This window comes from Microbacterium sp. KR10-403, from assembly GCF_040196215.1.
Taxonomy (GTDB): domain Bacteria; phylum Actinomycetota; class Actinomycetes; order Actinomycetales; family Microbacteriaceae; genus Microbacterium.
This window is the reverse complement of record NZ_JBEGDC010000003.1, coordinates 50794-69825: the sequence shown is the minus strand read 5'-3', so window position 1 is coordinate 69825 and position 19032 is coordinate 50794. Positions and strand designations below refer to the sequence as shown.

The window sequence follows — 19032 nt, the reverse complement described above, 5'->3', positions numbered from 1 at the left end:
GCCTGGAGGGATGCTGCGCACCATCGATCTGAGGGGCCGGACGTTCACTCCGGCCGAGCTTCTCGCCACCGTTCCGCGCGCGCAGGCGGCCCGCGCCGACGCGCTCGAGACCGCCGCGCGCATCGTGCACGACGTGGCCGTGCGCGGCGAAGACGCGCTCCGCGCGCAGGCCGAGGAGTTCGACCACGTGTCCGGGCACGCGATCCGCGTCCCGGCCGCGCACCTCGACGAGGCGCTGGCCGGTCTCGACCCGCGTGTGCGCGCGGCGCTCGAGGAGGCGATCCGCCGCGTGCGGGAGGCCTCGGCCGCGCAGGTCCCCGAACCGCGTACGACGCTGCTGAGTGACGGCGGTCGGGTCGAGCAGCGCTGGCAGCCGGTGCGCCGCGCCGGTGTCTACGTGCCCGGCGGCAAGGCCGTGTACCCGTCGAGCGTCGTGATGAACGTCGTCCCCGCCCAGGTCGCGGGCGTCGGCGATGTGGCGCTGGCGTCGCCGCCGCAGGCGGAGTTCGGCGGCCGCGTGCACCCCGACATCCTCGCTGCGGCGCGGCTGCTGGGCGTGACGGAGGTGTACGCGATGGGTGGCGCCGGCGCGATCGGCGCCCTCGCGCACGGCGTCGCGAGCCTCGATCTCGATCCGGTCGACGTGGTGAGCGGTCCGGGCAACAACTTCGTCGCCGCCGCCAAGCGGGCGGTGGCGGGGCTCGTCGGCACCGATGCCGAAGCGGGTGCCACCGAGATCCTCATCGTGGCCGACGACAGCGCCGATGCGGCACTGGTCGCGGTCGACCTCATCAGCCAGGCCGAGCACGACGAGCAGGCCTCGGCGGTGCTCGTCACCGACAGCGCAGACCTCGCCCAGCGCGTGCGCACCGAGGTGGGCGCCCGTGTCGACGCCACGCGCAACGGCGCCCGCGCCCGCGTGGCGCTGACGGGGGAGCAGTCGGCGATCGTGCTGGTCGACGACCTGGCCGCCGCCACGGCCTTCAGCAACGCCTATGCGCCCGAGCACCTCGAGCTGCACCTGGCAGACCCGCACCCCGATCGGTTCGTGAACGCGGGTGCGCTGTTCGTCGGCGCATACTCGCCGGTGAGCCTGGGAGACTACCTCGCCGGCAGCAACCACGTGCTGCCCACCGGAGGCCAGGCGCGCTATGCGGCGGGCCTGTCGGCCGCGACCTTCCTGCGACCGCAGCAGGTCATCGCCTACGACCGCGAGGCGCTGCGCGAGGTCGCCGACCACATCGTGGCCCTCGCCGACGCCGAGGCGCTGCCCGCGCACGGCGAGGCGGTCACGGCCAGGTTCGCGGGGTAGTCTGTCGGCTGATGCATTGCCCCTTCTGCCGCCACCCCGATTCCCGCGTCATCGATTCCCGCACGAGCGACGACGGTCTCAGCATCCGTCGCCGTCGGCAGTGTCCGGAGTGCGGGCGCCGTTTCTCGACGGTCGAGACCGCGAGTCTCACGGTCATCAAGCGCTCCGGCGTCGCCGAGCCGTTCAGTCGCGAGAAGGTCGCGGCGGGTGTGCGCAAGGCGTGCCAGGGGCGCCCGGTCACCGAGGACGATCTGGCGATGCTCGCCCAGCAGGTCGAAGAGGCGCTGCGCGGCACGGGGGCCTCGCAGCTGGAGACGAACGACATCGGTCTGGCGATCCTGGGCCCGCTGCGTGAGCTCGACGAGGTCGCCTACCTCCGCTTCGCGAGCGTCTATCAGGCCTTCGACTCCCTCGAGGACTTCGAGGCGTCCATCGCCCAGCTGCGCGCCGACCACGGCCGCGCCTGAGAACACCGGAGCCCGATGTACCCGTTCCTGTTCCGCACGGTCCTGTCGCGCATGGACCCGGAGTTCGCCCATCACAGTGCCATGCTCGTCATCCGTGTGCTCGGCGTGCGTCCGTTCTCCTGGGTGACGCGCGCGATCGCGAAGCCCGACCCGTCGCTGCGCACGCGTGCCCTCGGGCTGGAGTTCGACTCGCCCTTCGGCGTCGCCGCCGGATTCGACAAGAATGTGCTCGGCGTGCGGGGACTGACCGCGCTCGGCTTCGGCCATGTCGAGGTCGGCACAGTCACCGCCATCCCGCAGGACGGCAACCCGAAGCCGCGACTGTTCCGGCTCATCCCCGACCGGGCCGTCGTCAACCGCATGGGCTTCAACAACCGCGGCGCCGAGGCGGCGGCGGCACGCCTGCGGCGTCTGCGCCGCGGCGGGCGGCACGGCGTCATCGGTGTGAACATCGGCAAGAGCCGGGTCGTCGACGTGGCCGATGCGACCGCCGACTACGTGCGCAGCGCGACCCTGCTGTCGCCGTTGGCCGACTACCTCGCGGTGAACGTGTCGTCGCCGAACACCCCCGGCCTGCGCGGTCTGCAGGCGGTCGAGACGCTGCGCCCGCTGCTGCGGGCGGTGCAGGATGCCGCGGGCTCGACCCCGCTGCTGGTGAAGATCGCCCCCGACCTGCCCGACGACGAGATCGCCGCGATCGCGACGATGGCGGTCGAGCTGGGCCTGTCGGGCATCATCGTCACCAACACGACGATCTCGCGGGACGGGCTGACCACCGATCCCGCGATCGTCGCCGCGGCGGGGGAGGGCGGCCTGTCGGGCGCCCCGCTGAAGCAGCGCGCGCTCGACGTCCTGCGTCAGGTGCGACAGGTCGTGCCCGGCACGTTCACCGTGATCGCCGTCGGCGGCATCGAGACGGCGGCCGACGTGCAGGAGCGACGGGATGCCGGAGCCGACCTCGTCCAGGGGTATACGGCGTTCCTCTACCGCGGTCCGCTGTGGGCGCGGCAGATCAACCGCGGGCTCACTTCGTCGGGTACTGCCCGCGCTTGACCTGGGGCTTGGGCAGCCGCATCCACCGCATCTGGATGGTGCGCATCGCGCCGTACCAGCCGAGGCCCTTCTCGCGCCGGCCGCCGAACCTCTTGTCCGCCGCCTTCTTCACCCGGATCGACGTCATGACCATGTCGATGATCACGAGGACGACGTAGGCCCACAGCACGATCATCGCGTAGACCTGCAGCATCACGAGGTTGACCATCATGATGACGATCACGAGGATCATCAGCGGCATCACGAGCTCGCCGACGTGCCAGCCGGCGTCGATGTAGTCGCGCACGAAGCGTCGCTGCGGCCCCTTGTCGCGGGCGGGCAGATACTTGTCGTCGCCGGCGGCCATGCCGACGCGCGCCTTCTCACGCTGCGCGGCCAGATCGGCCTTCTGGCGCTGACGGGCCTCCTTGGTGTCCGGGACGAGGGGCCGCTTGCGGGCGGCCTCCTGCTCGGCGCGCGACGGAGTGGGACGTCCCTTGCCGCTCGCAGGCGTGGAATCGGTGACGTCGTTCTCGTCGGCGGCTGTCTTCTTGGACACGGATGAACCTCGGGATCGGGGATGGGGTGCCCTTAAGATTACCCGCATGACCTCACAGACGCCTCGACACGAAGCCGTCCACGCCGCCGCCGCCGATGCGGTGCCCGCGGCACTCGCCGATCTGGGGGCGCTCGTGCGCATCCCGTCGGTGGCTTTCCCCGGCTTCGACCGCGCTCAGGTGCAGCGCAGCGCCGAGGCGGTCAAGGCTCTGGCGGAGGGCACCGGGCTGTTCGACCGCGTCGAGATCCGTGACGCCGCGATCGACGGCGGACCCGAGCGCGGCATGCCGGCCGTGCTGGCCACGCGCGCGGCCCGCAGGGGCAGGCCGACGATCCTGCTGTACGCGCACCACGACGTGCAGCCGGTCGGCGACGAGTCCCTGTGGGAGTCGACGCCGTTCGAGCCGACCGTGCGCGACGGGCGGCTGTACGGGCGCGGCGCCGCCGACGACAAGGCCGGCGTCATGGTGCACATCGGGGCCCTGCGGGCGCTGCGGGCGGCGCTGGGCGACGACCTCGACCTCGGGGTGGCGCTGTTCATCGAGGGCGAGGAGGAGGCCGGCTCGCGCTCCTTCGCGCAGTTCCTCTCCGACAATGCCGACGCGCTGCGGGCCGACGTCATCGTCGTGGCCGATTCGGGCAACTGGGACGCCCGCACGCCGGCCCTCACGGTCTCGCTGCGCGGCAACGCGCGGTTCACGCTCACCGTGCGCACGCTCGAGCACGCCTCGCACTCCGGCATGTTCGGGGGAGCCGTGCCCGACGCGATGATGGCGACGGTGAAGCTGCTCGCGACGCTGTGGGACGATGACGGCGCCGTCGCGGTCGAGGGGATGACGGTGCGGGATGCCCCGACCCCCGCGTACACCGAGGAGACGCTGCGCGACGAGGCCGGCCTTCCCGACGGGGTCGCCCCGATCGGGCGCGACAGCATCCTCAGCCGGATCTGGAACAAGCCGTCGATCACGGTGACCGGCATCGACGCCCCGAGCGTCGTGAACGCGTCGAACACGCTCAGCCCTGAGGTGAAGGTGGTCGTGAGCGCCCGCGTGGCGCCCGGACAGCGCGCGCAGGACGCCTACGAGGCCATCGCCGCGCATCTGCGCGCGCACGCGCCGTTCGGGGCCGAGCTGACGTTCTCCGACGTCGACTTCGGCGACGGCTTCCTCGTCGACGGCTCCGGCTGGGCCGTGGAGGAGGCGCGGGCGGCGCTGGAGGGCGGCTATGACGTCACGCCGGTCGATCTGGGGGTGGGCGGATCGATCCCGTTCATCGCTGATCTCGTGCGCGAGTTCCCGGAGGCGCAGATTCTCGTGACCGGGGTCGAGGACCCGCACGCGCGGGCGCACAGCCCGAATGAGTCGCTTCACCTGGGCACTTTCCACAACGCCCTGACGGCGGAGGCGCTGCTGCTCGAACGACTCGACGCGCGCACCGTCTGAACACGCCTGAACGGGCGGCCCCGGCGTTCGCCTCGGGCGTAGACTCGTGGCATCCACCCGCCACTCACGGAGGAATGCCATGACCGACACCGCACTGACGACCGATCAGCCCGTCCGCGAGCACGGAGTGCTGCTGACCGACGCCGCCGCGCAGAAGGTCCAGAGCCTGCTCGCTCAGGAAGGTCGCGATGACCTGCGTCTCCGCGTGGCCGTGCAGCCCGGGGGATGCTCGGGTCTCATCTACCAGCTCTACTTCGACGAGCGGTTCCTCGACGGCGACCACACCGTGGACTTCGACGGCGTGGAGGTCATCGTCGACGAGATGAGCATCCCGTACCTGGACGGCGCCACGATCGACTACCAGGACACCATCGCGCAGCAGGGTTTCACCATCGACAACCCCAACGCGTCGGGCAGCTGCGCCTGCGGCGACAGCTTCCACTGAGCTCTGATCGCGCCGTCGGCGCGGAGCCTCCACCTGGACGAATGGCCAGAATCAGGTGGGAGGTTGCTCTAGACTGGCCTCTGTCAGTTCGTTGATCCGGAAAGGTGCACTGTGCCCTCGAAACGTCGCCTCCGCTGGCTCGCCCTCCCGCTCGGGACCGCTGCGGCCGTTCTGCTGGCGGGTTGCACTTCGACCCAGCTCCACGGGTTCCTACCCGGTTTCGAGGATGCCGACGCACCGCCGGCGACCAACCACACCGAGATGGTGGCGGCGCTGTGGACCAACTCCTGGGTCGTTCTCCTGATCGTCGGCCTCATCACCTGGGGCCTCATGCTGTGGGCGATGATCGCCTACCGTCGTCGCAAGGGTCAGACGGGGCTGCCGGTCCAGCTGCGCTACAACATGCCGATCGAGATCTTCTACACGGTCGTGCCGCTGATCCTCGTGGCGGGCATGTTCTCGTTCACCGCGCGTGACCAGACGATCCTCGAGACGCAGGACCAGAACCCCGACGTGTCGGTGACGGCCATCGGCAAGCAGTGGTCGTGGGACTTCCAGTACAACGGCGAGGCCTCCGACAACTCCGACGCCGTCTGGTCGATGGGCACGCAGGCCCAGCCCGACAAGAGCGGCAACGTCGACCAGGACGCCCTGCCCACCCTGTACCTGCCCGTGAACGAGAGCGTGCGCATCGACCTCGAGTCGCGCGACGTCGCGCACTCGTTCTGGATCATCGACTTCCTGTACAAGAAGGACCTCTACATCGGCCGGGACAACTCGTGGTCCTTCACGCCGACCCGTGAGGGCACCTATCAGGGCAAGTGCGCGGAGCTGTGCGGCGAGTACCACTCGGCCATGCTCTTCCGCGTGAAGGTGGTCAGCGCCGACGAGTACCAGCAGCACCTCGACGAGCTGCGTGCCGAGGGCAACACCGGAGACATCACGGACGCGTACGACCGTCTCGGCAATGAGCCGGGCACGGGCGCGCAGAACGAGGGAGAGAACTGAGATGGCGACAACGCTCCCGTTGCAGGAAAGCGGCCGCACCACGCTGCCGCCCCGCCAGGCGGCGCTGATGTCCTCGACGCGCGTCGAGTCCAAGGGCAACATCGTCGTCCGGTGGATCACCTCCACCGACCACAAGATCATCGGGTACATGTACCTGATCTCGTCGGTGATGTTCTTCATGCTCGGCGGCGTGATGGCCCTGATCATCCGCGCCGAGCTGTTCGAGCCCGGCATCCAGATCGTCGCCACCAAGGATCAGTTCAACCAGCTGTTCACGATGCACGGCACGATCATGCTGCTGATGTTCGCGACGCCGCTGTTCGCGGGTTTCGCGAACGCGATCCTGCCGCTGCAGCTGGGTGCGCCCGATGTCGCGTTCCCGCGGTTGAACGCGTTCGCGTTCTGGCTGTTCCTGTTCGGTTCGCTCATCGCGGTGGCCGGGTTCCTGACCCCGCAGGGTGCGGCGGCGTTCGGCTGGTTCGCCTACCAGCCGCTGGCGAATGCGACGTTCTCACCCGGCGCGGGTGGCAACCTGTGGTTCCTGGGCCTGGGCATGAGCGGTTTCGGCACCATCCTCGGCGCCGTCAACTTCGTCACGACGGTCATCACGATGCGCGCACCGGGCATGACGATGTGGCGCATGCCGATCTTCTCGTGGAACACGCTGATCACCAGCATCCTGATCCTGATGGTCTTCCCGGTGCTGGCCGCGGCGATCCTCGCGGGTGCGGCCGACCGCATCCTCGGTGCGCACATCTACGACGCCGCGAACGGTGGCGTGCTGCTGTGGCAGCACCTGTTCTGGTTCTTCGGCCACCCCGAGGTCTACATCATCGCGCTGCCGTTCTTCGGCATCGTGAGCGAGGTCTTCCCGGTCTTCAGCCGCAAGCCGATCTTCGGCTACAAGACGCTCGTGTACGCCACCATCTCGATCGCCGCGCTGTCGGCATCGGTCTGGGCGCACCACATGTACGTGACGGGTGCGGTCCTGCTGCCGTTCTTCTCGCTGATGACGATGCTCATCGCGGTCCCCACGGGTGTGAAGATCTTCAACTGGATCGGCACCATGTGGCGCGGCTCGATCACGTTCGAGACGCCGATGGTCTTCGCGATCGGCTTCCTCGCCTCGTTCATCTTCGGCGGTCTCACCGGCGTCATCCTCGCCTCTCCGCCGCTGGACTTCTTCCTGTCCGACTCGTACTTCGTCGTGGCGCACTTCCACTACGTGGTGTTCGGCACGGTCGTGTTCGCGATGTTCTCGGGCTTCTACTTCTGGTGGCCGAAGTGGACCGGAAAGATGCTGAACGAGCGTCTGGGCATGGTGCACTTCTGGATGCTGTTCATCGGATTCCACATGACGTTCCTCGTGCAGCACTGGGCCGGCGTCGACGGTATGCCGCGACGCTACGCCGACTATGCGCCGTCCGACGGCTGGACCTGGATGAACCAGGTGTCCACGATCGGTGCGATGCTGCTGGGCTCGTCGATGATCCCGTTCATCCTGAACGTGTGGATCACCGCCCGGAACGCTCCGAAGGTGACCGTGAACGACCCGTGGGGCTACGGTGCGTCGCTCGAGTGGGCCACCAGCTGCCCGCCGCCGCGGCACAACTTCACGTCGATCCCGCGCATCCGCAGCGAGCGCCCCGCGTTCGACCTGAACCACCCCGAGGCGGCGCCCGAAGGCGTCCATTCTGTGGCTGTCGTGAGCGGAGAGGCGAAGTAGATGCGTACCAATGTCGTCGTCTGGTGGGTGATCTGCGCGTTCTTCGTGCTGATGTCCGCCGTCTACACGGTGTGGTCGGCGCTTCCGCACCCCGACCTGCCGTGGAACCACGGTGTGGAGTGGGTGGGCACGATCGCTCTGCTCTTCGTCGGGCTCATGTCCGCGCTGATCGCGTTCTACATCGGCCGCGTGCACCGCGCACAGGGCGGCGAGCTGCCCGCTGACGTCCTCACGGCCGACATCGACGACGGCGACCCCGAGATGGGCGAGTTCTCGCCCTGGTCGTGGTGGCCGCTCGTGCTGGCGCTGTCTGCGGCGTTCGCCATGATCGGACTCGCCGTCGGAACGTGGATGCTGCCGATCGGGCTGGGCATCTTCGCGGTCGCGATCGTCGGCTGGGTCTTCGAGTACTACCGCGGGCACTTCGCTCGCTGAGCACCCCTTCACAGGGCCCTGGCACCGGGTTTCCCGGGCCGGGGCCCTTTTCGTTCGTGGAGTGCGAGCGTGCGTCCGGGCTTCGCTCGCCCCGAGCCCCGCGTACCGCCCCCCATCGCTGAGAGTGCATCTGGTGGACGAGGAAGCGGTTGTTTCCCTACCTCTCGTCCACCAGGTGCACTCTCACCGCGCGCGGGCTGGCCTCGACGACGCACCGCCGATCAGCCGTGCGCGGTCGCGTCGCCGCGCGCGGGACCGCCCACATCGGCCAAGCGAGAGAACAGCTGCAGGCCGAAGGTGCGGGGATTCCCCGTTCTCTCGGGCTGCAGCTGTCCTCTCCGCGGCCGTCGTGGCGGGCCGGGCGGGCCAAGTCAGGCGGACGGTACGACGGTACGCTGGACGCCATGTCGCTCTCCGTACGCATCGCCCGCCCATCCGATATCGATGCGATCCTCGAGGTGCAGGCACACGGCGACGGCGCCACGCACGAGCGCTTCCGCACCTGGGCGACCGGGGCGGTGGATGCCGCGCACGAGCGTCTCTGCATCGCGGAGAGCGACGGCGAGCCGGTCGGCTGGGCGGCGACGCGTCGCTACGACGACGTGGCCGACGCCGCCCCGGCGGGCGAGTACCTGATGGGCGTGCGCGTGCGCACGGCGCAGCGGGGCAGGGGAGTGGGCGCGGCCCTGGTCGCCGCCCGCCTCGAACTGATTCGGCGGTCGGGCGCGGATCACGCCTACTACTTCACGAACGTGCGGAATGCGGCATCCATCGCCGCCCACCGCCGGTGGGGCTTCCGGGAGATCGCGCGGGCGCCCGGGTTCCGCGGCGTGCCCTTCGACGGGGGAGAGGGCGTCCTGTTCGCTGCGGCTCTGTGACCGACGAGAAGGGCCCCGCCGCACAGTGTGCGGGCGGGGCCCAGGGATTGAGGCGGTGCAGCCTACTGGTCGCGGTCCTTCTCCCTGTGGTGCTTGTTCTCTTCGTCGTCGCTGAGGACCGACGTCGGAGTGGTCGGGATCTCACCCGTCTTCGCGTCGGGCTCCTGCGGCCGCAGCGGCGACTCGGGGTGGCCGGCACGGGCGTGCGCGCCCTGGATCTCGGCGGACGTGGTCGCGTTGACCTCTTCCAGCGTGTGGTGCTGGTGCGCCACGGCCGCGTCGAGCTCCGTCTGCGTGACGGGGGTGAGACGGTCCTCGAAGAACCAGCGCGACAGTGCCGAGCGGGTGTTCTGCCAGAAGCCGATCTTGCCCTTCGCGTTCGGACGCACCACGAGCGGCTCGTACGTCTCGTAGTCGACCAGCTTGAAGCGGTCGTACTGGTCGACGGTGCGGTGCACCTCGGTGAACTCGCCACCGGGGAGACGCACGATCCGGCCGGACTCGTAGCCGTGCAGGACGATCTCGCGGTCCTTCTTCTGCAGCGCGATCGCGATCCGCTTGGTGACGAAGTACCCGATGATCGGCCCGAGGATCAGAAGCGCCTGGAGCGTGTGGATCACGCCTTCCATCGTCAGCGAGAAGTGCGTGGCGATGAGGTCGGACGACGCCGCGGCCCACAGCACCGCGTAGAAGATCACGCCGGCGACGCCGATGGCCGTCCGGGTGGCCGCGTGGCGGGGACGCTGCGCGATGTGGTGTTCACGCTTGTCGCCCGTGACCCACGCCTCGATGAACGGGTAGATGAGCACCAGGACGATGAACAGACCCAGCACCAGCAGCGGCAGGATGATGTTGAACGACCAGGTGCGATCGAGCCACACGAACTCCAGGTGCGGCGGCACGAGACGCAGTGCGCCGTCCGCGAAGCCGATGTACCAGTCGGGCTGGGTGCCGGCCGAGACGGGGGACGGGTCGTACGGGCCGTAGTTCCAGATCGGGTTGATCGTGAACAGTGAGGCGATCAGGACGATCACACCGAAGACGATGAAGAAGAAGCCGCCCATCTTCGACATGTAGACCGGCATCATCGGGTAGCCCACGACGTTGCTGTTCTTGCGGCCCGGGCCGGCGAACTGCGTGTGCTTGTTGATGACCATCAGCATCAGGTGGAGCACCAGCAGCGCGACGAGGATCGCCGGCAGCAGCAGGATGTGCAGGGTGTACAGACGCCCCACGATCTGGTTGCCGGGGAACTCGCCCCCGAAGAGCAGGAACGAGATCCAGGTGCCCACGAGCGGGATGCCCTTGACCATGCCGTCGATGATGCGCAGACCGTTGCCGGAGAGCAGGTCGTCAGGCAGGGAGTATCCGGTGAAGCCCTCGGCCATCGCCAGGATGAAGAGGATGAAGCCGATCACCCAGTTCAGCTCGCGCGGCTTGCGGAAGGCGCCCGTGAAGAAGATGCGCAGCATGTGCACGCCGATGCCGGCGACGAACACGAGCGCGGCCCAGTGGTGGATCTGCCGGACGAGCAGGCCGCCGCGGATGTCGAACGACAGCCGGAGCGTCGAGTCGAGCGCGGCGGACATCTCGACGCCGCGCATCGGGATGAACGAGCCCGCGTAGTGGGTCTCGACCATGGAGGCCTGGAAGAAGAATGTCAGGAACGTGCCCGAGAGCAGGATGACGACGAAGCTCCACAGTGCGATCTCGCCCAGCATGAACGACCAGTGGTCGGGGAAGATCTTGCGGCCGAGCTCTTTGACGAAGCCGGAGAGGCTCGTCCGCTCATCGATGTAGTTCGAGGCCCAGCCGACGAATCGCCCGCCGAGCGGCTTTTCCTTCGTCTCCTCTTGGAAACGTGAGGTGGCGGTTGCAGTACTCAATGACGCTCCCAGAAGCTCGGGCCGACGGGTTCGTGGAAGTCGCTCTTGGCGACGATGTAGCCTTCGTCGTCGACTTCGATGGGCAGCTGCGGCAGTGCACGCGCAGCCGGGCCGAAGATGACGCGTGCGCCATGCGACACATCGAACTGCGACTGGTGGCACGGGCACAGCAGGTGATGCGTCTGCTGCTCGTACAGAGCAACCGGGCAGCCGACGTGCGTGCAGACCTTGGAGTAGGCGACGATGCCGTCGAAGCCCCAGTCCTCATGGCCGGGCTCGGGGTGCAGCTGGTCGACCGGCAGGCGCATGAGCAGCACGATGGCCTTGGCCTTCTCGTCGAGGTAGCCCTCCGCGTGGCTGACATCGGCCAGCGCTTCGGGGATGACGTGGAACGCCGAGCCGAGGGTGACGTCGGATGCCTTGATGGGCACGCCGCTGGGGTCGTGCGCCAGGCGCATGCCCTTCTTCCACATCGTCTGGCTGAGCAGGTGCACGGGGTCGCCGGCGTACGGGTTCGAGGGGCTGCTCTGCGGAGCGAGGCCGCGGAAGAGCACCACGCCGGGGGCGATGGATGCCACGACCGCCGCGATCAGCGAGTTGCGGACCATCGCGCGGCGGCCGAAGCCGGACTCCTCGTTGGCATCGGCGAACGCCTTGATGGCGGCCTCACGGGTCGTGTCACGACCACGCGTGGCGTGACGCGGCTCGACGAACTCCTTGTCGGACATGATCGCCTTGGACCAGTGGATCGCGCCGATGCCGATCGCAAGCAGCGCCAGGGCGATGCCGATCCCGATGAACAGGTTGTTGTGCCGGATGCTCGTGATCTGGCCGTCTTCGATCGGGAAGATCATGTAGGCGGCGACCGCCCAGATGCTCGCGGCGACCGACAGGTAGAACAGCGTGTAGACCGTGCGGACCGCGCGCTTCATGGCGGCGGGATCCTTGTCGGTGACCCGCTCGCGGTGCGGCGGCAGCTCGCTGTTCTGCACCGGATCGGGGACCGCGACGGCGAGCCCGGGGGAGGGCTTCCACGAAGCCCTCTCGTGCTCGAGCGGGTCTTCCTCGTGTGCCATGGTGCTCCTCGTGCGTGGAATTGCGTGAACGATCAGTTGGACTTCGCGGTGATCCACACCGTCACACCGATGAGGGTGCCGATGCCGAAGATCCAGATGAAGAGGCCCTCCGCGACGGGGCCGAGCGAACCGAGGCCGAAGCCGCCGACCGACTCGTGGTCCTGCAGGTAGAGCAGGTACGAGATGATGTCGCGCTTCTCGTCGAGGTTCAGGTTCAGGTTGCTGAACACGGGCATGTTCTGCGGTCCCGTCACCATCGCGGCGTACATGTGGAGTGCGCTCGTCGACTCCAGCGACGGAGCGAACTTGCCCTGGGTGAGGGCGCCGCCCGCGCCGGCGACGTTGTGGCACATCGCGCAGTTGGTGCGGAAGATCTCCGCGCCGTTGGCGACGTCGCCCTTTCCGTCGAGCGTCTCCGCGGAGGGGTAGGTCGGGCCGGGGGCCACCGACTGGACATAGGCGGCGAGCGCCTTGATCTGGTCCTCGGTGAACTGGGCCGGCTTCTCCGGCGCCTGCGGGCCCTGCATGGCCAGCGGCATGCGTCCGGTCGACACCTGGAACTCGACGGCGAGCTCGCCGACGCCCACCAGCGACGGTCCGTCGTCGGAGCCCTGCAGGTCCATGCCGTGACAGGTGGCGCAGTTGGCCTGGAACAGCTTCTTGCCGTCGTCGACGGTCAGCGCCGTCGAGGCGGACGTCGACGTGTCGTTGGTGGCGGCGACGGCCGCCGAGGCGCCGGCGTAGATGCCGCCGGTCGCCAGCAGACCGATCCCGATGAGGGCGACTGCTGCCAGGGGACTGCGGCGCCCGGAGGCGCGACGCTTCTTCTCACGTGCCATTTCGATGCGGCCTTCGCTTCTTATTTCAGGAAGTAGATGACGAGGAACAGGGCGATCCAGACGACGTCGACGAAGTGCCAGTAGTACGACACGACGATGGAGGTCGTCATCTCCTTGCGCCCGAAGTTCTTCACGGCGTAGGCGCGTCCGATCACCAGGAGGAAGGCGATGAGGCCGCCGGTCACGTGCAGGGCGTGGAAGCCGGTCGTGAGGTAGAACGCGGAGGCATAGGCGTTCGCGTGGATCGGCATGCCCTCGGCGACGAGCTGGGCGTACTCCCACACCTGTCCGGACACGAAGATCGCGCCCATCGCGAAGGTCAGGAAGAACCACTCCACCATGCCCCAGCCCAGGGGCCCGCGCTTCTTCACGGAATAGGGCTGGAACCGCTCCGCCGCGAACACGCCCATCTGACATGTCACCGACGAGAGCACGAGGATGATCGTGTTCACGGCGGCATACGGCACGTTCAGGTGCTGCGTCATCTCCGCCCACAGGTCGGGGGAAGTACTGCGCAGCGTGAAGTAGATCGCGAAGAGACCCGCGAAGAACATCACCTCGCTGCCGAGCCAGACGATCGTGCCGACGGCGACCGGGTCAGGTCGCTTCACTGTGCGCAAAGCCTGATTGAAAGTCGCTGGGGTCGTCACGCAGACCATTATGGCCGATTCTGCGGCGGGATTCTCGCATCGGCATGCCCGAAAGCACCCGGATCGCGGGTTAGGGCAACCTAAGAAGTGACCGCCGGATCGATGCGAATCCGCCGCGGAACGGCTGGATCCGCGCTGAGAATCCCCGGTGAATGCGTCAGTCCGTCTGAAGGGCGGTCGTCGTCATGCGAAGGGGTCGGAGCGGTCTCGCCCAGTAGGATCTTCAGTCATGGCAGATCTCACGTCGTGGCCCGATGTCCTCACCGCACTTCTGGAAGGGCGCGATCTGAGCGTCTCGGAGGCGACGTGGGCGATGCGCGAGGTCATGGCGGGCGAGGCGACGCCGTCGCAGCTGGCGGGCTTCCTCGTCGCTCTGCGGCGGAAGGGGGAGACCGTCGACGAGGTCGTCGGCTTCCGCGACGCCATCCTCGAAGCGGCGCTGCCGCTGCCGGTCAGCGCCGACGTGCTCGACATCGTGGGCACGGGCGGCGACCGCGTGGGCACCGTGAACATCTCCACCATGTCTGCCGTGGTGGCCGCGGCATCCGGCGTGCCCGTCGTCAAGCACGGCAACAAGGCGGCGAGCTCTTCGTCGGGGTCGAGCGACGTGCTCGCTGCGCTCGGTCTGGACCTCACCCTCTCGCCCGAGACCGTGGCCGAGGTGCTCGCGCGCACCGGCATCACCTTCGCCTTCGCGTCGGCGTTCCACCCGGGCTTCCGTCACGCGGGTCCGACGCGTGCCGAGCTCGGCATCCCCACGGTGTTCAACTTCCTCGGTCCGCTGTGCAACCCGGCCCGCGCCGAGGCCAATGCCGTCGGCGTCGCCCAGCTCGACCGTGTGCCGCTGATCACGGGCGTGTTCCGCACCCGTGGCGCGACGGCGCTCGTCTTCCGCGGCGACGACGGCCTCGACGAGATGACGACGACCGGCCACACCCGCGTGTGGGAGGTCAGCCTCGGCGACATCCACGAGCACGACATCTACCCGCCCGACCTCGGCCTGCCGCTCGCGCGACTCGAGGACCTCATCGGCGGCGATCCGGCGCACAATGCCGAGGTCGTCCGTCGCACGCTCGGCGGCGAGGAAGGTCCGGTGCGCGACGTCGTCCTGCTGAACGCGGCGGCGGGCCTGGTCTCGTACCGCCTGTTCCGCGACCCGACGCAGGTGCAGCGGCCGATCCTGGAGCGTCTCACCGAGGCGCTGCACGACGGCGCTGCGGTCGTCGACAGCGGCGCCGCGGCGGCCAAGCTCGACGAGTGGATCCGCACGACGCACGAGCTCGCCGGCTGATCGGCTAGCCGGCCAGGGCGGCCAGGACGCGATCCATCGACGAGCCCAGGCCCCACCGCGCAGCGAGCGCTGCGGCGGCGTCGGCATCCGGCGTCGGCGGCTCTGTCGGCGCCGGCGGCACATCGGCGTCGTCGGCCACGCGCACCACGGCGGGCGCCACATCGAGGTAGTCGGCCGCGGCGACCACGCTCGCGCGGGCTCGCGGTGTGAGCCCCTGCCCGGCGTCGGCCGCCGCGCGGATGCCGGCGAGGTCGCCGTGGGCGGACAGCAGCCCCGCCGCCGTCTTCTCGCCGATCCCCGCCACGCCGGGCAGGCCGTCCGAAGGGTCGCCCCGCAGCACCGCGAAGTCCACGTACTGCGCGGCGTGCACACCGTACTTCGACTGCACGACCTCGTCGGTGACGACCTCGAGCCTGCTCATCCCGCGCGCGGTGTAGACGACGCGCACGCCACGGGCGTCGTCGACGACCTGGAAGAGATCGCGGTCGCCGGTGACCACGTCGACGGGTCCGGTCGCCCGTGCGGCCAGCGTGCCGATCACGTCGTCGGCTTCGCTGTCGACGGCGCCGACCGGCGGCATCCCGATCGCCTCCAGCACCTCGCGGATGATCGGCACCTGCACGGTGAGTTCGGGCGGGACGTCTTCGGCCCATGTGCCGTCCGCCAGCGTGCGAGCGACCCGGTGCGCCTTGTACGACTCGATGAGGTCGACGCGCCACCGAGGGCGCCATGCGTCGTCCCAGCAGGCGACCACCGGGCCGGGCCGGTAGGTCGTGACGAGCTTGGCGATGATGTCGAGGAATCCGCGGACGGCGTTGACGGGCGTGCCGTCGGGAGCGGTGATGGATGCCGGGGCTCCGTAGAATCCGCGGAAGTAGAGCGAGGCGGAGTCGAGCAGCATCAGGGGAGCGGCCATCGTGTCAGTGTGACACGGGCGGGGCGTCCTCCGTCAACGTGTCATGGATGCGGTGCAGGTCCACGAGCAGCGACCCGACGAGCACCCAGTGCCCGGAGCGGGGCGCCGCCACCGACAGCGGTCGCGTGAGCGCGGGCTCGTCCTCTTCGGCGGGCGCGAGGCCGGTCTCGTCCTCGAGCCGCTGCACGAGCAGACGCACATCGTGTGCGGCGCGGTGGAGCTGGTCGGCGATCGCGCTGACGGTCGGCTCGCGCTCGAGGTCGGCGTCGTAGCGGTCGCAGAACGTGCGGGTCATGCCGATCGTCTGGGTGACGACCGTCGAGAAGCGGTCGACGAGCCCCTGCAGCTCGGCCAGCTCCACCCGGTGCCGCGCGGCGCGCGGATTGAGGGTGAGCGACTCCGTGGCCGTGCGGATCGCACCGTCCGCGCTGTCGCGCATGGGCCGCAGCAGCCGCGCGGTCACCAGCAGCTCGGTCAGGGAGGCGGACGTCTGCGGGCGCTGCAGGGCGTCGGCCAGGCGGTCGAGCGTGTCGGCGAGTTCCGTGCCGAGCAGATCCACGCTGCGGTGGGCGGGCGCGACGGCGAGTGGCGGGACGATGACGACGTTCACGATGAAGCCGATGACGGCGCCGATCATGGTCTCGACGATGCGGTCGACCGCGTAGCCGCGGGTGCCGGTGCCCAGGGCCAGCACGAGCATCGCGCTGATGGCGACCTGGTTCGCCGTGCCCGCGGTCATCCGCAGTGCCCAGGCGAGGACGAGCGCGATCAGGATCGCGGCGATGACGATCCAGGTGCCGTTGCCCAGCACGAGTCCGAGCACGCCCGCCACGGCGACGCCGATGATGACGCCCACGGTGCGCTCCACGGCCTTCGAAAACGACTGGTTCAGGCTCGGCTGCACGACCAGCAGCGCGGCGATCGCGGCGAAGACCGGGAGCGGTCCGGGGATCAGCCAGGCGCACAGCAGCCAGGCGATGATCGTCGCGACCGCCGACTTGAGCACCTGCAGCAGCGGCGCACGACGGGTCGCTCGGAACGGCTGGGTGATGCGCATGTCACCACGCTATTGCCCCCGATCGGCGCACGTGGGTCCTAAGCTCGGGGAATCATGGACGAGGCCCACCGCGAAGAGTTCCGCGCCCGGCTCGCAGCGCGTGCCGACGAGATCGCGCAGACGATCGCGGCGCTCGATGCGGATCTGGACGCCCTGGCGGCCGCGCGCGGGCAGGACACCGCCGACGACGAGCATGACCCGGAGGGGGTGACCCTGTCGGCGGAGTGGTCGCGCATCGTGGGGCTGCGCGCCGAGCAGGAGCGGGAGCGCGACGCGGTCACGGCCGCGCAGGGGAGGTGGGATGCCGGGACCTACGGCGTCTGCCAGGGCTGCGGCAAGCCCATCCCGGTCGGCCGGCTGCGCGTGCGCCCGATGGCGATGCTGTGCGTGGCGTGCGCCGAGCGCGCCGGGGTCTGATCACACGCCCCAGGAGACCAGCAGCGTCCGCAGCAGGTCGGCCAGCTCGCCCTGCCGCTCCGGCGCGAGCGCCGTCAGCAGCCCGGCCTCTTCGGCCAGTTGCGTCGGCAGCACGCGGTCGATGAGTGCGCGTCCCTCGTCGGTCAGCGACACGCGCACCGCGCGCCCGTCGTCCGGATCGGCGGAGCGCACGACGAAGCCGGCCTCGCCCAGGCGGTGGAGGCGTTTCGTGGTCGCCGCAGGCGACCCCACGACACCGCGGGTCAGATCGCCCGGACGCAGCGGCTCGGGGCTGCGGCGCAGCTGACTGAGCAGATCGAACTCCGCGCGGCTCACACCGGCGTCGGCCAGGTTCCGATCGGCTCTCTCCTGCAGCGTCTTGGCCGCCAGCAGGATGCGCCCGATGACCGCGACCGGCGCGGTGTCGAGTTCGGGGCGCATCTCGGCCCACTCGGCCCGGATGCGGTCGACGGCATCGTCCATGGCGTCAATCCTTTCACGCGTGAACTATAATAGTTCACTGGTGAAAGAAAAGACAGGAGATCGATGAGGGCGTTCGGTGCGCAGCTGTTCCATTTCGGACCCGACGGGGGAGCGTGGCGCGTCGCCGTCCGCTGCATGGTCAGCATCGGCGTCCCGATGCTCGTGCTGCTCGCCATCGATCGGCTCGATCTGCTGGGTGCCGCGGCGTTCGGCGCCTTCGCGGCCGTGTTCGGCCGCGAGCTGGGGCCGGGCGCCCGCGCACGACTGCAGGCGCTGATGGGAGCCGGGCTCACGGCTTCCGTCCTCATCGGACTCGCCGCCGCGCACCTGCCCTGGCGGCCGTGGTCCGGCACCGTCGTGGTCGTCGCCGTGGGCATCGTGGCGTGCGTGCTGGGCAATGTCGTGCGGTGGAAGCCGGCGGGACCCCTCTTCTTCATCTTCGCGTCCGGGGCATTCGCCGGAGCGCCGGCGCTCGGAGCGGCCCAGGCTGCACTGGCCGTCGGAGTGACGGTCGCGACGGCGGCGTTCGCGGTGCTCGTGGGCGCGGCCGGGGCCGTGGCGACGGGGCGCGTGCGGCGCTCCGCCGGGTCCGGCGACCGTGCCGTCCGCGGTCGCCTGCGGGATGCCGCGGGCGACGGCATGCTCGTCGACGTCGTCGCGGCATCCACCCTCGCCGCAGCCGTCGCGCTCGCGCTCGGGCTCGAGCACGTGTACTGGGCGGTGCTGTCGGCGGTCGTGCCGGCGTCGGTGTCGCTGCGCGGCCCGTGGATCGCCAAGGGCACGCACCGTGTCGTCGGGACCGCCGCCGGCGTCCTGCTGGCCGCGCCGCTGCTCATGGTGGCGATGCCGGGATGGGCGGTCGTCGTCGTCGCGCTCGTGCTGCAGCTCGGCACCGAGCTTTTCGTGCCCCGCAACTACGGGTTCGCGATGCTGTTCATCACGCCGCTGGCGCTGCTGATCAGCAACGCGGCGCATCCGGGCGACCCGGCGAGGCTTCTGCTCGACCGGTTCGCGGCGACGGTCGTGGGCATCGGGATCGGGATGCTGGTGCTCGGTGCGCGGGCGCTCGTCGCACGCGGGCGCGACCCCCGCGCCGTGCTCGGCTGAGTGCGCC

The 19032-nt window shown here is 69.5% G+C and carries 20 protein-coding genes; 12 read left to right on the top strand and 8 right to left on the bottom strand.

Going from position 1 to position 19032, the window contains the following annotated elements:
* Window positions 1-10 precede the first annotated feature (10 nt).
* Genes hisD through ABMQ42_RS07055 form a run of 3 tightly spaced genes read left to right on the top strand, consistent with a single transcriptional unit; the run spans window position 11 to window position 2832 of the window.
* The gene (gene hisD / locus ABMQ42_RS07065) at window positions 11-1312 is read left to right on the top strand and encodes a histidinol dehydrogenase (RefSeq protein ID WP_349722174.1); all 1302 of its coding nucleotides are present in this window, start codon (window positions 11-13) and stop codon (window positions 1310-1312) included.
* 11 nt (window positions 1313-1323) lie between these two features.
* Window positions 1324-1779 carry a transcriptional regulator NrdR gene (gene nrdR / locus ABMQ42_RS07060; protein WP_349722173.1) on the top strand — a complete coding sequence of 152 codons (456 nt, stop codon included), beginning with the start codon at window positions 1324-1326 and terminating at the stop codon, window positions 1777-1779.
* A gap of 15 nt (window positions 1780-1794) precedes the next feature.
* Window positions 1795-2832: a quinone-dependent dihydroorotate dehydrogenase gene (locus tag ABMQ42_RS07055; protein ID WP_349722172.1), complete on the top strand. Its 1038-nt coding sequence runs from the start codon at window positions 1795-1797 to the stop codon at window positions 2830-2832.
* Here the strand turns inward: ABMQ42_RS07055 and ABMQ42_RS07050 are convergent.
* A complete protein-coding gene (locus ABMQ42_RS07050) occupies window positions 2804-3370 on the bottom strand; it encodes a DUF3043 domain-containing protein (protein ID WP_349722171.1) in 567 nt (188 codons plus the stop codon). The two genes, ABMQ42_RS07055 and ABMQ42_RS07050, sit on opposite strands and share 29 nt — an antisense overlap.
* A gap of 46 nt (window positions 3371-3416) precedes the next feature.
* Between ABMQ42_RS07050 and ABMQ42_RS07045 the strand changes: the two genes are divergently transcribed.
* The 6 genes from ABMQ42_RS07045 (at window position 3417) to ABMQ42_RS07020 (ending at window position 9303) form a co-directional block, all read left to right on the top strand.
* Window positions 3417-4811, top strand: a complete 1395-nt coding sequence (locus ABMQ42_RS07045; protein WP_349722170.1) for a dipeptidase — start codon at window positions 3417-3419, stop codon at window positions 4809-4811.
* 79 nt (window positions 4812-4890) lie between these two features.
* Window positions 4891-5256, top strand: coding sequence for an iron-sulfur cluster insertion protein ErpA (erpA, locus tag ABMQ42_RS07040; RefSeq protein WP_349722169.1), 366 nt, complete (start codon window positions 4891-4893; stop codon window positions 5254-5256).
* A gap of 111 nt (window positions 5257-5367) precedes the next feature.
* Window positions 5368-6264 (top strand): aa3-type cytochrome oxidase subunit II, encoded by an 897-nt coding sequence (ctaC, locus tag ABMQ42_RS07035; protein ID WP_349722168.1) that lies wholly within the window; start codon window positions 5368-5370, stop codon window positions 6262-6264.
* Between the two features lies 1 nt (window position 6265).
* Window positions 6266-7990, top strand: a complete 1725-nt coding sequence (gene ctaD, locus ABMQ42_RS07030) for an aa3-type cytochrome oxidase subunit I (protein ID WP_349722167.1) — start codon at window positions 6266-6268, stop codon at window positions 7988-7990.
* Window positions 7991-8425, top strand: coding sequence for a cytochrome c oxidase subunit 4 (locus ABMQ42_RS07025; RefSeq protein ID WP_349722166.1), 435 nt, complete (start codon window positions 7991-7993; stop codon window positions 8423-8425).
* Window positions 8426-8829: 404 nt separating this feature from the next.
* Window positions 8830-9303, top strand: a complete 474-nt coding sequence (locus ABMQ42_RS07020; RefSeq protein WP_349722164.1) for a GNAT family N-acetyltransferase — start codon at window positions 8830-8832, stop codon at window positions 9301-9303.
* A gap of 62 nt (window positions 9304-9365) precedes the next feature.
* Here the strand turns inward: ABMQ42_RS07020 and qcrB are convergent, their stop codons facing one another.
* The 4 genes from qcrB to ctaE are packed head-to-tail and all read right to left on the bottom strand — an operon-like array spanning window position 9366 to window position 13763.
* On the bottom strand, window positions 9366-11189 hold the full coding sequence (gene qcrB, locus ABMQ42_RS07015) for a cytochrome bc1 complex cytochrome b subunit (protein WP_349722163.1): 1824 nt from the start codon (window positions 11187-11189) through the stop codon (window positions 9366-9368).
* The gene (qcrA, locus tag ABMQ42_RS07010) at window positions 11186-12265 is read right to left on the bottom strand and encodes a cytochrome bc1 complex Rieske iron-sulfur subunit (RefSeq protein ID WP_349722162.1); all 1080 of its coding nucleotides are present in this window, start codon (window positions 12263-12265) and stop codon (window positions 11186-11188) included. The genes qcrB and qcrA overlap by 4 nt, the downstream gene beginning before the upstream one ends.
* A gap of 32 nt (window positions 12266-12297) precedes the next feature.
* Window positions 12298-13104, bottom strand: a complete 807-nt coding sequence (gene qcrC / locus ABMQ42_RS07005) for a cytochrome bc1 complex diheme cytochrome c subunit (protein WP_349722161.1) — start codon at window positions 13102-13104, stop codon at window positions 12298-12300.
* A gap of 20 nt (window positions 13105-13124) precedes the next feature.
* Window positions 13125-13763 carry an aa3-type cytochrome oxidase subunit III gene (gene ctaE / locus ABMQ42_RS07000; RefSeq protein WP_275279518.1) on the bottom strand — a complete coding sequence of 213 codons (639 nt, stop codon included), beginning with the start codon at window positions 13761-13763 and terminating at the stop codon, window positions 13125-13127.
* Window positions 13764-13983: 220 nt separating this feature from the next.
* Between ctaE and trpD the strand changes: the two genes are divergently transcribed.
* Window positions 13984-15045, top strand: a complete 1062-nt coding sequence (trpD, locus tag ABMQ42_RS06995; protein ID WP_349722160.1) for an anthranilate phosphoribosyltransferase — start codon at window positions 13984-13986, stop codon at window positions 15043-15045.
* 4 nt (window positions 15046-15049) lie between these two features.
* On the opposite strand, the gene ABMQ42_RS06990 is transcribed toward trpD, so the two are convergent.
* The gene (locus ABMQ42_RS06990; protein WP_349722159.1) at window positions 15050-15961 is read right to left on the bottom strand and encodes a 5'-3' exonuclease; all 912 of its coding nucleotides are present in this window, start codon (window positions 15959-15961) and stop codon (window positions 15050-15052) included.
* Window positions 15962-15965: 4 nt separating this feature from the next.
* Window positions 15966-17018 carry an FUSC family protein gene (locus ABMQ42_RS06985; RefSeq protein WP_349722158.1) on the bottom strand — a complete coding sequence of 351 codons (1053 nt, stop codon included), beginning with the start codon at window positions 17016-17018 and terminating at the stop codon, window positions 15966-15968.
* Between the two features lie 54 nt (window positions 17019-17072).
* Here ABMQ42_RS06985 and ABMQ42_RS06980 point away from each other — a divergent pair, with 54 nt between their 5' ends.
* A complete protein-coding gene (locus ABMQ42_RS06980) occupies window positions 17073-17435 on the top strand; it encodes a TraR/DksA family transcriptional regulator (RefSeq protein ID WP_349722157.1) in 363 nt (120 codons plus the stop codon).
* On the opposite strand, the gene ABMQ42_RS06975 is transcribed toward ABMQ42_RS06980, so the two are convergent.
* Window positions 17436-17918, bottom strand: coding sequence for a MarR family winged helix-turn-helix transcriptional regulator (locus ABMQ42_RS06975; RefSeq protein WP_349722155.1), 483 nt, complete (start codon window positions 17916-17918; stop codon window positions 17436-17438).
* Window positions 17919-17981: 63 nt separating this feature from the next.
* On the opposite strand from ABMQ42_RS06975, the gene ABMQ42_RS06970 reads away from it, so the two are divergent.
* Window positions 17982-19025, top strand: a complete 1044-nt coding sequence (locus ABMQ42_RS06970; protein WP_349722153.1) for an FUSC family protein — start codon at window positions 17982-17984, stop codon at window positions 19023-19025.
* Window positions 19026-19032 lie beyond the last annotated feature (7 nt).

Coding starts and splice junctions, on each gene's coding strand:
- ABMQ42_RS06990 (WP_349722159.1), bottom strand. CDS start 15,961: ATGGCCGCTCCCCTGATGCTGCTCGACTCCGCCTCGCTCTACTTCCGC.
- ctaD (WP_349722167.1), top strand. CDS start 6,266: ATGGCGACAACGCTCCCGTTGCAGGAAAGCGGCCGCACCACGCTGCCG.
- ABMQ42_RS06980 (WP_349722157.1), top strand. CDS start 17,073: ATGGACGAGGCCCACCGCGAAGAGTTCCGCGCCCGGCTCGCAGCGCGT.
- erpA (WP_349722169.1), top strand. CDS start 4,891: ATGACCGACACCGCACTGACGACCGATCAGCCCGTCCGCGAGCACGGA.
- hisD (WP_349722174.1), top strand. CDS start 11: ATGCTGCGCACCATCGATCTGAGGGGCCGGACGTTCACTCCGGCCGAG.
- ABMQ42_RS06985 (WP_349722158.1), bottom strand. CDS start 17,018: ATGCGCATCACCCAGCCGTTCCGAGCGACCCGTCGTGCGCCGCTGCTG.
- ABMQ42_RS07020 (WP_349722164.1), top strand. CDS start 8,830: ATGTCGCTCTCCGTACGCATCGCCCGCCCATCCGATATCGATGCGATC.
- ABMQ42_RS07055 (WP_349722172.1), top strand. CDS start 1,795: ATGTACCCGTTCCTGTTCCGCACGGTCCTGTCGCGCATGGACCCGGAG.
- qcrA (WP_349722162.1), bottom strand. CDS start 12,265: ATGGCACACGAGGAAGACCCGCTCGAGCACGAGAGGGCTTCGTGGAAG.
- qcrC (WP_349722161.1), bottom strand. CDS start 13,104: ATGGCACGTGAGAAGAAGCGTCGCGCCTCCGGGCGCCGCAGTCCCCTG.
- trpD (WP_349722160.1), top strand. CDS start 13,984: ATGGCAGATCTCACGTCGTGGCCCGATGTCCTCACCGCACTTCTGGAA.
- ABMQ42_RS06970 (WP_349722153.1), top strand. CDS start 17,982: ATGAGGGCGTTCGGTGCGCAGCTGTTCCATTTCGGACCCGACGGGGGA.
- ctaE (WP_275279518.1), bottom strand. CDS start 13,763: ATGGTCTGCGTGACGACCCCAGCGACTTTCAATCAGGCTTTGCGCACA.
- nrdR (WP_349722173.1), top strand. CDS start 1,324: ATGCATTGCCCCTTCTGCCGCCACCCCGATTCCCGCGTCATCGATTCC.
- ABMQ42_RS06975 (WP_349722155.1), bottom strand. CDS start 17,918: ATGGACGATGCCGTCGACCGCATCCGGGCCGAGTGGGCCGAGATGCGC.
- ABMQ42_RS07045 (WP_349722170.1), top strand. CDS start 3,417: ATGACCTCACAGACGCCTCGACACGAAGCCGTCCACGCCGCCGCCGCC.
- ABMQ42_RS07025 (WP_349722166.1), top strand. CDS start 7,991: ATGCGTACCAATGTCGTCGTCTGGTGGGTGATCTGCGCGTTCTTCGTG.